10 protein-coding genes are annotated in these 13,366 nt (G+C 70.1%); 6 read left to right on the forward strand and 4 right to left on the reverse strand.

All coding sequences use genetic code 11. The annotated features are described in order from the left end of the window. Positions 1–253 precede the first annotated feature (253 nt). Both IEY78_RS07465 and IEY78_RS07470 read left to right on the forward strand, forming a co-directional pair. Positions 254–1,021, forward strand: coding sequence for an IclR family transcriptional regulator (locus IEY78_RS07465; RefSeq protein WP_373294078.1), 768 nt, complete (start codon positions 254–256; stop codon positions 1,019–1,021). A 104-nt stretch (positions 1,022–1,125) separates the two neighbouring features. After that, positions 1,126–1,548 (forward strand): SsgA family sporulation/cell division regulator, encoded by a 423-nt coding sequence (locus IEY78_RS07470; protein WP_189096780.1) that lies wholly within the window; start codon positions 1,126–1,128, stop codon positions 1,546–1,548. Positions 1,549–1,967: 419 nt separating this feature from the next. On the opposite strand, the gene IEY78_RS07475 is transcribed toward IEY78_RS07470, so the two are convergent. Then, complete coding sequence (locus IEY78_RS07475; protein WP_189096781.1) at positions 1,968–3,419, reverse strand: YibE/F family protein; 1,452 nt, start codon at positions 3,417–3,419, stop codon at positions 1,968–1,970. A 219-nt stretch (positions 3,420–3,638) separates the two neighbouring features. Between IEY78_RS07475 and thiC the strand changes: the two genes are divergently transcribed. After that, on the forward strand, positions 3,639–5,426 hold the full coding sequence (thiC, locus tag IEY78_RS07480; RefSeq protein WP_229699755.1) for a phosphomethylpyrimidine synthase ThiC: 1,788 nt from the start codon (positions 3,639–3,641) through the stop codon (positions 5,424–5,426). An 83-nt stretch (positions 5,427–5,509) separates the two neighbouring features. Here thiC and IEY78_RS07485 read toward each other — a convergent pair whose 3' ends face one another. The 3 genes from IEY78_RS07485 to IEY78_RS07495 all read right to left on the reverse strand — a co-directional run bounded on the left by IEY78_RS07485 (position 5,510) and on the right by IEY78_RS07495 (position 9,094). Further along, positions 5,510–6,385, reverse strand: a complete 876-nt coding sequence (locus IEY78_RS07485; protein ID WP_189096782.1) for a hypothetical protein — start codon at positions 6,383–6,385, stop codon at positions 5,510–5,512. Between the two features lie 229 nt (positions 6,386–6,614). After that, entirely contained in the window at positions 6,615–7,730 is a 1,116-nt protein-coding gene (locus IEY78_RS07490; protein ID WP_229699756.1) for a metallophosphoesterase, read from the reverse strand. A 263-nt stretch (positions 7,731–7,993) separates the two neighbouring features. After that, complete coding sequence (locus IEY78_RS07495) at positions 7,994–9,094, reverse strand: LacI family DNA-binding transcriptional regulator (RefSeq protein WP_189096783.1); 1,101 nt, start codon at positions 9,092–9,094, stop codon at positions 7,994–7,996. 393 nt (positions 9,095–9,487) lie between these two features. Between IEY78_RS07495 and hisC the strand changes: the two genes are divergently transcribed. From hisC to cydB, 3 genes are all read left to right on the forward strand, one after another. Then, positions 9,488–10,567 carry a histidinol-phosphate transaminase gene (gene hisC, locus IEY78_RS07500; protein ID WP_189096784.1) on the forward strand — a complete coding sequence of 360 codons (1,080 nt, stop codon included), beginning with the start codon at positions 9,488–9,490 and terminating at the stop codon, positions 10,565–10,567. A gap of 245 nt (positions 10,568–10,812) precedes the next feature. Beyond that, entirely contained in the window at positions 10,813–12,321 is a 1,509-nt protein-coding gene (locus IEY78_RS07505; protein WP_189096785.1) for a cytochrome ubiquinol oxidase subunit I, read from the forward strand. A gap of 9 nt (positions 12,322–12,330) precedes the next feature. Then, positions 12,331–13,335, forward strand: a complete 1,005-nt coding sequence (gene cydB, locus IEY78_RS07510; protein WP_189096786.1) for a cytochrome d ubiquinol oxidase subunit II — start codon at positions 12,331–12,333, stop codon at positions 13,333–13,335. The last annotated feature ends 31 nt before the right edge of the window (positions 13,336–13,366 follow it).

The following is a 13,366-nucleotide window of genomic DNA, read 5'->3' on the forward strand; positions in this document are numbered from 1 at the left end:
CGCCCGCTCGCGTCCACACGGGGACCAGGCGGGGTGACTCCCTGAATTTCCGCTTACGGCCTGGATCGACCGAGTTAGAGTGCGGCTCGCAGGCGTCTTCCGGATGGTGGCATTCCGGGATATTCCGAGTGAAGCGAGACCGGTCCGGCCGGCACGCGGGGGCCCGGGAGACGCGCGCGGTGGCGGGAGTGTGTCCCGCGACCGGGCCCCCGTGCCCCACCGCGAGCGGATCTGGGGGTAGGCGTTGTCACTCGTGAATGGCGAATCCGTCTCTCATCCCACCCTGATCGGATCGGTACAGCGGGCGCTGAGGCTGCTGGAGGCAGTGGGCGCCCACCCCGGCGGCGCGCCCGCCAAGCAGCTCGCCAGGGAGACCGGTCTGCCGCTGCCGACGACCTACCACCTGCTGCGGACCCTGACGCACGAGGGCTATCTGCACCGCGAGCACGGCGTGTTCGTCCTCGGTGCGGCCGCCGAGGCCATCGGCCGGGCCGGGGCGGGGCGCCGGCAGCGGGCGCGGATCTCCGACGCCCTGGCGGTGGCCGGCCAGGAATTGAGCGCCGCCGTCTACTTCGCTGTCTACCGTGAGGGTGAAGTTGAAGTGGTCGCGGTGACCGACGACCCGGAGCGGCCGCCCGTGGAGGAGTGGGTCGATTTCCGCACCACCGCCCACGCCCATGCGATTGGCCAGTGCCTGCTCGCGCAGCTTGACGAGGCATCAAGGAAGGAGCATCTCGCGCGCTATCCCGTCCAGTCGATAACACCCTTTTCCGTGCGAACTGAGGACGATTTGCTGCATCGTTTGGATACAGTGCGTCGCGGTCAAGTGGCTTATGAGCGCCAGGAATATGCCCTTGGCACGGTGTGCGCAGCCATCCCCATTCAGGTCGGGGCGGCTTCCGCGGCGCTGGCGATTTCTCTGCCTGCGGACGAACTGCATCGATTGCGGTCCGTTACGGACCGACTACGAAAAATGGCGGAGGCGACACTAACGACACTCGCCTTCTCTATCAGTATCTGAAAACTCACTCCTTGTGATCTGCTGGGACCTGGCAGACGATGGCGCCAATAGGGCTACGGGGGATGTTTCCCGGCCATCTCCGATCAAGTGCGGGGCAGTGGTTGATGACCGACACAGTTCAGGCAGAAGTGATCATGAGCTTCGTCGTCTCGGATGAGCTCGCGTTCCGGATTCCGGTGGAGCTGGACTTCGCCTGCGCCGATCCGTACGCCGTCCGCCTCACCTTCGACCTGCCCGGCGATGCACCTGTGACCTGGGCGTTCGGTCGGGAGTTGCTGCTGGACGGGCTCAGCCGGCCGTCCGGTGAGGGTGATGTGCGCATCGAGCCGGCCTCCCCCGAGCACCTCAGCGATGTCTTCATCAGCCTTCAAGTCGGCTCGGAGCGCGCGCTGTTCCGGGTGAGCGCGGCGCCGCTGGTGGCCTTCCTGGACCGCACGGACCGGCTCGTGCCGCTCGGTAAGGAAGAGGTCTGCGACACCCTGGAGGCCGTGCTGGACCGGATCCTCACCGAGGCCCCGGCGGGCTGACCCCGTCCCGCGCGCATCGGAAGTCCCGTCCCACACCGGAAGTCGTCTCCCGCACCGACCGTCCATGCCGACGCCACAGCGGGTACGCAGGCCATCCCGCGTACCCGCCTGCCCGCCGCAATGCGGCTGCGCCCCACTCCGTCGCGCCCGACTCCTCGGTGCCCCGCACAACGCCCGCCGCGCGTCCCCCCCCGTCGGCTGCCCCCGGGCCCCACCCGTCACCCATCCCTCGCAGCGCCCCTCGCGCCCACCCGCCGTGCCCCAACACGCCCCTCGCACTCCGCCCCGCCGCGCCGCAACGCGCCCCTCGCGCCCGCCCCACCCGTCGCAGCGCCTCTTGCACCCCGCCCCGCCGCGTAGCAACGCGCCCCTCGCGCCCCGTCGCAACGCCCCTCTCCCCACCGCGCGTCCCCCACCCCTCACCGCTTACGGCGCCGACCATGCCCCCCATGACGCCGCTGCCGCCCGACCGTCGCGGACACCGGCCCCCCGGCAGCGCCCGCCCCCGCGACCCCCGTACCGACCCCCGTACCGGCCCCTGTAGCGACCCCCGTACCGACGCCCGTACCGACGCCCCCTCCCGCCCCGTCGCCCCCCGGAGGAACATCCCGTTCCCTGCGGTCCGCGGAGACCACCAGGGCCGCCAGCAGCGTCGTCAGTGGTACCGCCGCGACCAGACCGATGCTGCCCACCAGCGTGCGGACGACCTCCTCCGCGACCACTTCGCTCGTGGCGACCGTGCCCACGCTGCTCTGTGCGATCGAGAACAGCAAAAGCAACGGCAGCGCCGCGCCCGCGTAGGCCAGCACCAGCGTGTTGACGACGGACGCGATGTGGTCCCGCCCGATCCGCATCGCCGCGCCGTACAGCTTGCGCCAGCCGGCCGACGGATCCGCCTCCTTGAGCTCCCAGACCGCGGCGGTCTGCGTCACCGTCACATCGTCGAGCACCCCGAGCGACCCGATGATGATCCCCGCGAGCAGCAGACCGCGGATCTCGATGTCCGGGTACAGGCCGTGCACCAGCCCGGTGGTGTCATCCGTATTACCGGTCAGCAGCGCCCAGTTGATGAACACCGACCCGAGCAGCCCGATCAGCAGCAGGGACGCCAGGGTGCCGAGGACGGCCACCGATGTGCGCGCCGTCAGCCCGTGGCACAGATACAGCGCGATCAGCATGATCGCGCTGCCCCCGACCACCGCCACCACCAGCGGATCGGAGCCCTGGAGGATCGCCGGGAGGATGAACAACGTCAGGACCACGAAGCTCGCCGCGAGGGCCACCAGCGCGAGGACGCCGCGCAGCCGGCCGACGAGCACCACCGCGAGGGCGAAGACCGCCGCCAGCACCCACATCGGGAGCGAGCGGTCGACATCGCTGACCGAGTACTGCAACTCCTTCGGCGCCTTGGGGGAGTACGCCACCACCACGTCCTGGCCGGCGGTGTAGTGGCGCAGGGCGTCCGGCGCCACCACCGTCTTGAAGGTGCGCCCGGCGTTCTCCCCCGTGGTGACCTTGATCGTCGCCTGCTCGCAGGGCTTGCCCTTGTCCGACGCTCCCCCGGCCGGCGGCTGCCCGCCCGGTGACGGCGGCTGGGGCTGCTGCTCGGCGTGCACGTCCGCGCAGTTGACCTCCGCCACCTTGGTCACTCTGGCCCGCTCGGTGGGCTGGTCGAAGCCGACGCCGGACGGTTTGTGGGGCGGTGCGCCGCCGGGCCAGAGCACGAGCAGGCCGACGGCCACCGCGGCCGCGAAGGGGATCAGCACCGCCGCGATGACCTTGCGCAGATGCCGCGAGACGGGTGCGGCGGGGCCGTGGCCATGGCTGTGGGAGTGCGGGGCGGAGTGGTGGTGGGACTCGACAGGAGGCACGGCCCGATCATTGCAAGACTCCGGGCCCCCTGTTCACCACGGCGGAGGGGCCGCTACCGTGGAGCCACCTTTGCAATCGCGGGAGCTCGGAGCACCGGGCTGAGAGGGCGCTGAACTCCGCGGGACCGCCGGCACGTCGCCGGCGACGAACCCGTGGAAGCCGCTGCGTCGACCGCTGAACCTGTTACCGGGTAATGCCGGCGTAGGGAGTTGGGTCTGATGACTCTGCAGGATGCACGCACGCCCGAAAACGGTGCCGGCGACGGCAACGAGCCGCTGATCGGCTGGCACAAGGGCTATGTCTCCGGATCGCGTCCGGACCTTCGGGTTCCGGTGCGCCGGGTGCACCTCACCAACGGCAAGGACGTGACGCTCTACGACACGTCAGGGCCGTACACCGATCCCCATATCGAAACCGACGTCCGCCGCGGCCTGGCACCGCTGCGGGAGAACTGGATCATCGGCCGCGGCGACACCGAGGAGTACGCGGGCCGCCCGCTGCGGCCGGAGGACGACGGCCTCAAGCACACCTCGCCGCGCGGCGGCCTCAAGAACCTCGACGCGGTCTTCCCCGGCCGCCCCCGCCAGCCGCGCCGCGGCCGCGGTGGCGCCGCGGTCACCCAGCTCGCCTACGCGCGGCGCGGCGAGATCACCGCGGAGATGGAGTACGTCGCCGTCCGCGAGAAGGTCACCCCCGAGTTCGTGCGCGACGAGATCGCGGCCGGGCGCGCGGTGCTGCCGTCGAACATCAACCACCCGGAGATCGAGCCGATGATCATCGGCAAGAACTTCCTGGTGAAGGTGAACGCCAACATCGGCAACTCGGCGGTGACGTCCTCCATCGAGGAGGAGGTGGAGAAGATGACCTGGGCGACCCGCTGGGGCGCCGACACGGTCATGGACCTGTCCACCGGCCGCAACATCCACACCACCCGCGAGTGGGTGCTGCGCAACTCCCCCGTCCCCATCGGCACCGTCCCCCTCTACCAGGCGCTGGAGAAGGTCGACGGCAAGGCCGAAGAGCTGACCTGGGAGATCTACAAGGACACCGTCATCGAGCAGGCCGAACAGGGCGTCGACTACATGACGGTGCACGCCGGTGTGCTGCTCCGGTACGTCCCGCTCACGGCCCGCCGCAAGACCGGCATCGTCTCCCGCGGCGGCTCGATCATGGCGGCCTGGTGCCTGGCGCACCACGAGGAGTCGTTCCTCTACACGCACTTCGAGGAGCTCTGCGAGATCCTCGCCTCCTACGACGTCACCTACTCGCTCGGTGACGGCCTGCGCCCCGGCTCCATCGCGGACGCCAACGACGAGGCGCAGTTCTCGGAGCTGCGGACGCTCGGCGAGCTGAACACCGTCGCCAAGCGGCACGGCGTGCAGACCATGATCGAGGGCCCCGGGCACGTCCCGATGCACAAGATCAAGGAGAACATCGACCTCCAGCAGGAGATCTGCGAAGAGGCCCCGTTCTACACGCTCGGCCCGCTGACCACCGATATCGCGCCCGCCTACGACCACATCACCTCCGGCATCGGCGCGGCGATGATCGCCTGGTGGGGCACCGCGATGCTCTGCTATGTCACGCCCAAGGAGCACCTGGGCCTGCCGGACCGTGACGACGTCAAGACCGGCGTGATCACGTACAAGATCGCGGCCCATGCGGCGGACCTCGCCAAGGGCCACCCGGGCGCCCAGGAATGGGACGACGCGCTCTCCGACGCCCGCTTCGAGTTCCGCTGGGAGGACCAGTTCAACCTGGCTCTCGACCCGGACACGGCCCGCGCCTTCCACGACGCGACGCTGCCCGCGGAGCCGGCGAAGACGGCGCACTTCTGCTCCATGTGCGGGCCGAAGTTCTGCTCGATGAAGATCAGCCGCAGCATCACCGAGCAGTTCGGCGGGGAGCCGGACGCGACGCCCGAGGAGGTCGAGGCGGGAATGCTGGAGAAGTCCAGGGAGTTTGCCGCCGCCGGGAACCGGGTGTATCTGCCGCTGGCCGACTGACCGGGCCCGTCCTTCGCGCTGTCCTGGTGGGAGCCGTCTTGCTCCGGCCAGGACAGCGCTTCGGTCCCGTGCGCGGCCGTGCCCTACTCCGGCGGGTGGTCCGGCCCGCCGTGGTCCGGGCTGGTGAAGTCCGGGCTGGAGTAGCGCGGACGGGAGCCGGCGGACGGGCTGTCGGGGCTGGAGAACTCCGGGCGGGTGTAGCCGAGGGTCGGGATGCGGCTCTCCGGCGAGGCGGTGCGGCGCGGGACGGAGCGGGCGGGTGCGTCGTCCGGCCGGGCCGCGCGGTCGGCGAGGGCCTCGCGGAGAAACGGCAGCAGGCCGCGCTCCAGGAGGGCGCCGCGCCAGGCCTCGTGGGCCAGGTGCAGCTCCTCGCCCAGGTCCTCGGCTCTGGCCGCCTGGGCGGACGGCCCGTTGCGCAGCGCCGTCAGGAGCAGACCGCCCATCGCGACGAGGGTGCCCGCCGCGGTCAGCGCCGCGAAGATCCAGCCGACGTTGATCAGCGGCCGGGCCAGGGACTTGTCGGGGCCGATGGCGCTCAGCACATAGCCGATGAGGAGGAAGAGGACGGCGGCGATGCCGGCGAGGACGGGGGCGAGCACGGCGATCATGGCGGTCAGCCCGGCGCCGGTGGCCTCTGCTTCGTCCAGGGTGGCCGGATCCGCACCCTCGTCGGCGTCCCCGGCCGGCTCCTCGCGGACCGGACCGGACGGGGACGGTGCGCGCGCCGGCGCGCGCACCTCGGCGCGCAGCCGCACATAGCGCTGATATTCGGCCGTGGCACAGGCGGCGATGGCGCTGGTGGCGCTGAGCGCCATCGCGCGCAACTGCTCGGCGCTGAGCTGCGCTCCCGCGCCACGGGTGAGGTCGTCCGGGCGGTAGTCGGCGGTTCGCAGCGCCTCATCGAGGATGCGCGCGAATTCCGCGCGGTCCTCGTTCAGCAGGTGCGGAGCGCTGTTCATATGGATCCCCCGATGCTCCGTAGGGCCGTACGGCCGGCGTGGGCCGGGTAGTGGGCAGAAACGGAGGAGAGCCTGCTACGGATAGTCCGATGGTAGAGCTACTCCGGCGCGCCGTGACAGAGAGTTTGCGGAATTTGAGTAATGCCGCGACCGGTTCGCGCCCCCGCCGAGACCCGTTTCCCTCCCGGGCCCCGGCTCCCGGCAGAGGCCCTTGCCGAACCGATAACGGTCAGCCGGCCAGCGGAAGTTGAACCACCAGTAGTTTCCCGGCCATCGTGATGCCGCCGTCCATCGCGATGGCCAGGCCATCGGCGTAGACATGCGGACCCTCGACCGCGACGCTCTCGCTCTCGCCGTCCTCCGCGCCGACCTCCCCCAGCAGATACGGGATCGGGCTGTGGCCGTGGACGACGCGGTCGCCGCCGTAGGCGTCGAGGAGTTCGCGCACGGCCTCGGAGCCGGACTCGTCGCGGAAGGCGAAGCGCTTGGTGAACTTCCGGAACAGGTCCCAGACTTCGTCCGCCTCGCTGCGCGTCAGCACCTCGTGCACGGTGTCGTTGACGGCCTCGATGGAGTCGCCGTAATCGAGGTAGGCGGTGGTGTCGGAGTGCACGAGCAGATGCCCGTCCTCCTCCATCACGGCGTCCAGCCGGGCCATCCACTGGAGGTGATGGTCCTCCAGGCGGTCCATGTCGGTCTTCTGGCCGCCGTTGAGGAGCCAGGCGGCCTGGAAGGACGCGGTGCCGGCACCGGACTGCACGGGGGTGTCGCCGAACCGCTTGGCGCCCAGCAGCAGCAGTTCGTGATTGCCCATCAGGGCCTTGCAGTAGCCGCCGGCGGCCGCGGCCTCGGCGGAGAGCTGCATGACGAGGTCGATGACGCCGATGCCGTCCGGGCCGCGGTCGGTGAAGTCGCCGAGGAACCAGAGCCGGGCGTTGCCGGCCGCCCAGCTGCCGTCGGCGTCGATCAGGCCCTCGGCGGCCAGTGCCTCGCGCAGCTCGTCGTAGTAGCCGTGCACATCGCCGACGACGTACAACGGGCCCATGCCGTCGGGCGCGTCGGGGTCCGGGGCCGGTTCCGGGACGGGGACGACGGCCGGCCGGTCGATCAGGGTGTCGGTGCGGCCGGGCTCGATGACCGGGAGGTCGCGCGCGGTCGGCGTGTACTCCTCGGGCAGGTCGGCCGGCGGTGCGGCGGGCGGCACCACGGGGGGTGCGACGGGCGGTGCGGCCGGGGCGCCGGCGGGCAGCGGGACCGGTGGGCCGGCGGGCGGCACGGGGGACCCGGCGGTCATGCCGGAGGGCACTCCGGGCGGCGGTACGGACGCCGGAGCTTCTCCCGCCATGGTCCACACCATGGGTCCCTGACTGGCCCCCTGAGTCATCGACCCCTCCACCGTCGCGCCGCCGTGCACCTCTCGGACCTTTGCCTGGTCGACGGCGGTCCGCGGTGTCGTGCGCCCATCATAGGAATGCCGGTAGCGGGTTGTGACGCACCCGGGGGTGGTCAATCCTCCGGAGCCCGGCATTCGCGGCTGATTTCGCCCGGGATCACCCGGTTTTTTCCCTGCTGAAGTGAGCGTGCGGTCCTCCGTATGTGCGAGCAAGATCAATCGCCGGTGGGTCCTCGTGGTGGACTGACGGTCGTTCTGGGCGAGCGCCGCTGGGACGAGGCCCGGACGATCAGGTCGGTCGGTATGACCTGTTCGATGGGCCGGCCGGTGTCGAGCCCCTCGATGGCGTCGATGAGGATCTGGACGACGGCGGTGCCGATGCGGCGCGGCTTGAGGGACAGTGTGGTGACGGGCGGCTCGGTGGCGGCGTAGAGGGTGGACTCGCTGCAGCACACCAGCAGCAGGTCCTCCGGGACCCGCAGCCCGTAGCGGCGGGCGGCGGCGAGCAGGTCCGTGCCGTTGGGGTCGAAGAGCCCGTAGACCGCGTCCGGGCGGTCCGGGCGGGCCAGCAGCCGGTCGGCGGCGACCGCGCCCGCGCACGGGTCGTGCGCCGGGTAGGACTCGTACACCGGGTCCTGGCCGACCCGCTCGCACCAGTGCAGATAGGCGGTGGTCGACAGCCGGGTGTAGGTGTCGGTGGTGTTGCCGGTGAGCAGCCCGATACGGCGGGCGCCGGCGTCGGCGAGATGGTCGAGCAGGCCGAGGACGGCCGCCTCGTGATCGTTGTCGACCCAGCCGGTGACCGGCAGCGCGCCGCCGGGCCGGCCGTCGGAGACGACCGGGATGCCGTGCCGGACCAGCTCGGTGACGACGGGGTCGCCGTCGGCGGGGTCGATGACGACGGTGCCGTCCAGGGCGACGTTGGACCACACGTCGTGGCGGGAGGTCGCGGGGAGGATGACCAGCGCGTAGCCGCGGGCCAGGGCCGCGGAGGTGGCGGCTCTGGCCATCTCCGCGAAGTAGGCGAATTCGGTGAAGGTGAAAGGTTCATCCCCGTACGTGGTCACGGTCAGGCCGAGGAGGCCCGACTTGCCGGTACGGAGGGTGCGGGCGGCTGCGGACGGGCGGTAGCCCAGCCGGTCGGCCACCTCGCGGACATGGCTACGGGTGGCATCCGGAAGCCGGCCCTTGCCGTTGAGCGCGTCGGAGACAGTCGTGATCGACACACCGGCTGCGGCGGCCACGTCCCGGATGCCCGCCCGCCCCAGCCGGCGACCGGTTGACCGGCTCACCTGGTGCTTCCCTGCTGCTGTCATGGCGAGCCGATAGTAGGGCTCGTGAGAGCCCTTCACGGGGCTTGGGTGACGGCTTCGGAAAGACACGTTTCTGCATGGTGAAGATCCGCCAAGTCACCTTGATTCCCAGGTAGTTGGGTGGGGAAGGGATGATTCCGGGGGAGATTCGGCAGCTTTACCTGCCCGTCGGTTCAGGCCCCGAAGTGGCCTCAAGTCACCTTGACGGGGGACGCGCGCCACGGCGCGAGCCACCGGCGCGCGCGGGATCGGGCAGCGCCCTTCGGTGGGGTCGCGCGGGCCGGCCGGGCGGGGATGCCGGGGTGCGCGAGACGGTCCGGGGCTGCCGCCGAACGGGTTAATCCTCATAAGGTGTGCAGTATTGGAGACGAGCGGGACGGTTGAGGAGGACCTGCGGTGAGCGAGAAGACCCCGAAGCTGCGTACGGCGCTGGACGGCATCCCCACGTACAAGCCGGGCCGGCCGGCGGCTGCCGGTGGCCCCGTCACCTACAAGCTGTCCTCCAACGAGAACCCCTATCCGCCGCTGCCCGGGGTCCTGGAGCAGGCGGTGACCGCCGCCGGGGCCTTCAACCGCTACCCGGACATGGCCTGCACGGGCCTGATGGCGGAGCTGTCCGAGCGGTTCTCGGTGCCGGTGGAGCACCTGGCGACCGGCACCGGTTCGGTGGGCGTGGCCCAGCAGCTGGTCCAGGCGACGGCCGGACCCGGCGATGAAGTGATCTACGCCTGGCGCTCGTTCGAGGCGTACCCGATCGTCACCCAGGTCTCCGGTGCCACCCCGGTGCAGGTCCCGCTGGACTCCGACGAGGTGCACGACCTGGAGGCCATGCTCGCGGCGATCACCGAGCGGACCCGGCTGATCTTCGTCTGCAACCCCAACAACCCCACCGGCACCGTCGTGCGCCGCGCGGAGCTGGAGTCCTTCCTGGACCGGGTGCCGAGCGATGTGCTGGTGGTGCTGGACGAGGCCTACTGCGAATTCGTGCGCGACGCCGAGGTGCCGGACGGCCTCGACCTCTACCGGGACCGCCCCAACGTGTGTGTGCTGCGCACCTTCTCCAAGGCGTACGGCCTGGCGGGGCTGCGGGTCGGCTTCGCGGTGGCGCACGAGCCGGTGGCCGCCGCGCTGCGCAAGACGGCGGTGCCGTTCGGCGTGAGCCAGCTCGCGCAGGAGGCGGCGGTGGCCTCGCTGCGCAGCGAGGCGGCGCTGCTGGAGCGGGTCGACGCCCTGGTGGCCGAGCGGACGCGGGTGGTCGAGGGGCTGCTCGGGCAGGGCTGGACGGTCCCCGAGACGCAGGCCAATTTCGTCTGGCTGCGGCTGGGCGACCGCACCGCCGACTTCGCGGCGGCCTGTGAGCGGGCCGGTGTCGTGGTCCGGCCGTTCCCCGGCGAGGGCGTGCGGGTGACGATCGGGGAGAGCCCGGCGATGGATCTGTTCCTGGAGGCCGCGGAGGGCTTCCGCAAGGCGCTGTAAGCCGTCGTACGACCGCCGCCGAGGCCGTGGGTCCCCGTGACCCGCGGCCTCGGCGTTTTCGCGCCCGCGCCATGGATTCGAGCGTGACCGCGGTCACGCACCCCCCAGAGGAATGGCTGAAAGACGGTGGGGGATAATCATTTGTGAATGTGAACGCGTTCACAAGCGCGCCCGGGTATGTGCCGCTTTATGTGGTGCAAAAGGGGCAATGGCGCAGTGCAACGGTGACGTAAGGAGGAAGCGACGTGGAGCTGGCGTTGGCGCCAGAGACACTGGCGCGATGGCAATTCGGCATCACGACCGTCTACCACTTCCTGTTCGTCCCCTTGACGATCTCCCTCGCCGCCCTGGTGGCCGGACTCGAGACCGCATGGGTGCGCACGGCGAAGCAGAAGTACCTCAAGGCCACCAAGTTCTGGGGCAAGCTGTTTCTGATCAACATCGCGATGGGCGTCGTCACCGGCATCGTCCAGGAGTTCCAGTTCGGGATGAACTGGTCCGACTACTCGCGGTTCGTCGGTGACGTCTTCGGTGCCCCGCTGGCCTTCGAGGCGCTGATCGCCTTCTTCTTCGAGTCCACCTTCATCGGTCTGTGGATCTTCGGCTGGGACAAGCTGCCCAAGAAGATCCACTGCTTCTGCATGTGGATGGTCTCGATCGGCACGATCCTGTCGGCGTACTTCATCCTGGCGGCGAACTCCTGGATGCAGCACCCGGTCGGCTACAAGTACAACGCCGGCACCGGACGCGCCGAGCTGACCGACTTCTGGAAGGTGCTGACCCAGGACACCACCATGGTCGTGGCCTTCCACACGCTGACCGCGGCCTTCTTGACCGGTGGCGCCTTCATGGTCGGCATCGCGGCCTTCCATCTGATGCGCAAGAAGCACATCAAGGTCATGCGCACCTCGCTGCGGCTCGGGCTGGTCACCCTCGTGATCGCCGGCGTGCTGACCGCGATCAGCGGGGACTCGCTCGGCAAGGTCATGTTCCGGCAGCAGCCGATGAAGATGGCCGCCGCGGAGGCGCTGTGGGACAAGGAGGAGCCGGCGCCGTTCTCGGTCTTCGCCTACGGCGATGTCGAGAAGGGCCACAACGACGTGGCCATCGAGATCCCCGGCCTGCTCTCCTTCCTGGCGCACAGCGACTTCTCCTCGCCGGTCCCCGGCATCAACGACGTCAACAAGTCCGAGCAGCAGAAGTTCGGGCCCGGCGACTACCGGCCCAACATCCCGGTCGCCTACTGGGGCTTCCGCTGGATGATCGGCTTCGGGATGTCGTCGTTCGCCATCGGGCTCGCCGGCCTCTGGCTCACCCGGAAGAAGTTCTGGCTCTCGCCGGGGCTGCGGACGGGGGACGAGGAGCCACCCCGTCTCGCACTCACCAAGAACAAGGTGCTCGGCGCCCGGCTGAGCAAGGCGTACTGGTCGCTCGCCTTCGTCACCCTCGGCTTCCCGCTGATCGCCAACTCGTGGGGCTGGATCTTCACCGAGATGGGCCGCCAGCCCTGGGTCGTCTACGGCGTGCTGCGCACCTCCGACGCGGTGTCCCCCGGCGTCTCGCAGGCCGAGGTGCTCACCTCGATGATCGTCTTCACCACGCTGTACGCGATCCTCGCCGTGGTCGAGGTCAAGCTGCTGGTGAAGTACATCAAGGCCGGCCCGCAGGAGCTCTCCGACGACGACCTCAATCCGCCCACCAGGATCGGCGGCGACAGTGCGGACGCCGACCGGCCGATGGCCTTCTCGTACTAGGAGGCGACCGTGCAACTCCACGACGTCTGGTTCGTCCTCATCGCCTTCCTCTGGGTCGGGTACTTCTTCCTCGAAGGGTTCGACTTCGGGATCGGCGTCCTCACCAAGCTCCTCGCCCGCGACCGGCGCGAGCGGCGCGTACTGATCAACACCATCGGGCCGGTCTGGGACGGCAACGAGGTCTGGCTGCTCAGTGCGGCCGGAGGCACCTTCGCGGCCTTCCCCGACTGGTACGCCACCCTCTTCTCCGGGTTCTACCTGCCGGTGCTGCTGATTCTGGTCTGCCTGATCCTGCGCGGTGTCGCCTTCGAGTACCGCGTCAAGCGGCCCGAGGAGCGCTGGCAGCGCAACTGGGAGCACACGATCTTCTGGACCTCGCTGCTGCCCGCGGTGCTGTGGGGCGTCATCTTCGGCAACATCGTGCACGGCGTGAAGATCAATGCCCACAAGGAGTACGTGGGCGGCCTGCTGGACCTCTTCCACCCCTACGCGCTGCTCGGCGGGCTGGTCACGCTGGTGCTGTTCACCTTCCACGGTGCGGTGTTCGCCTCGCTCAAGACCGTCGGCGACATCCGGGAGCGGGCGCGCCGGACGGCGACCGCCGTCGGGCTGATCGCCGCGGTGCTGGTGACCGGCTTCCTGGGCTGGACGCAGGCCGACAAGGGCGACGGCGCCAGCCTGGTCGTCCTGGTGGTCGCGGTGGCCGCGCTGGTCGCGGCGCTGGCGGCCACCAGGCTGGGGCGCGAGGGCTGGGCCTTCGTGTTCTCCGGCGTCACGATCGTGGCCGCCGTCGCGATGCTGTTCCTGACGCTCTTCCCGAACGTCATGCCCTCCACGCTGAACGAGAGCTGGAGCCTGACGGTCGGCAATGCCTCGTCCAGCCCGTACACCCTGAAGATCATGACCTGGGGCGCCGGGTTCGCCGCGCCCCTCGTGATGCTCTACCAGGGGTGGACGTACTGGGTCTTCCGCAAGCGCATCGGCACCCAGCACCTCGCCGCCGATGCCCACTAGCCGGTCGGCCGCCCCTCGGGGCGGCCTCGGC

Origin of the sequence: Streptomyces kronopolitis (genome assembly GCF_014646275.1) — a bacterium.
Classification (GTDB): Bacteria; Actinomycetota; Actinomycetes; order Streptomycetales; family Streptomycetaceae; genus Streptomyces; species Streptomyces kronopolitis.

Coding starts and splice junctions, on each gene's coding strand:
- IEY78_RS07495 (WP_189096783.1), bottom strand. CDS start 9,094: ATGACAGCAGCAGGGAAGCACCAGGTGAGCCGGTCAACCGGTCGCCGG.
- thiC (WP_229699755.1), top strand. CDS start 3,639: ATGACTCTGCAGGATGCACGCACGCCCGAAAACGGTGCCGGCGACGGC.
- IEY78_RS07490 (WP_229699756.1), bottom strand. CDS start 7,730: ATGGCGGGAGAAGCTCCGGCGTCCGTACCGCCGCCCGGAGTGCCCTCC.
- IEY78_RS07485 (WP_189096782.1), bottom strand. CDS start 6,385: ATGAACAGCGCTCCGCACCTGCTGAACGAGGACCGCGCGGAATTCGCG.
- IEY78_RS07470 (WP_189096780.1), top strand. CDS start 1,126: ATGACCGACACAGTTCAGGCAGAAGTGATCATGAGCTTCGTCGTCTCG.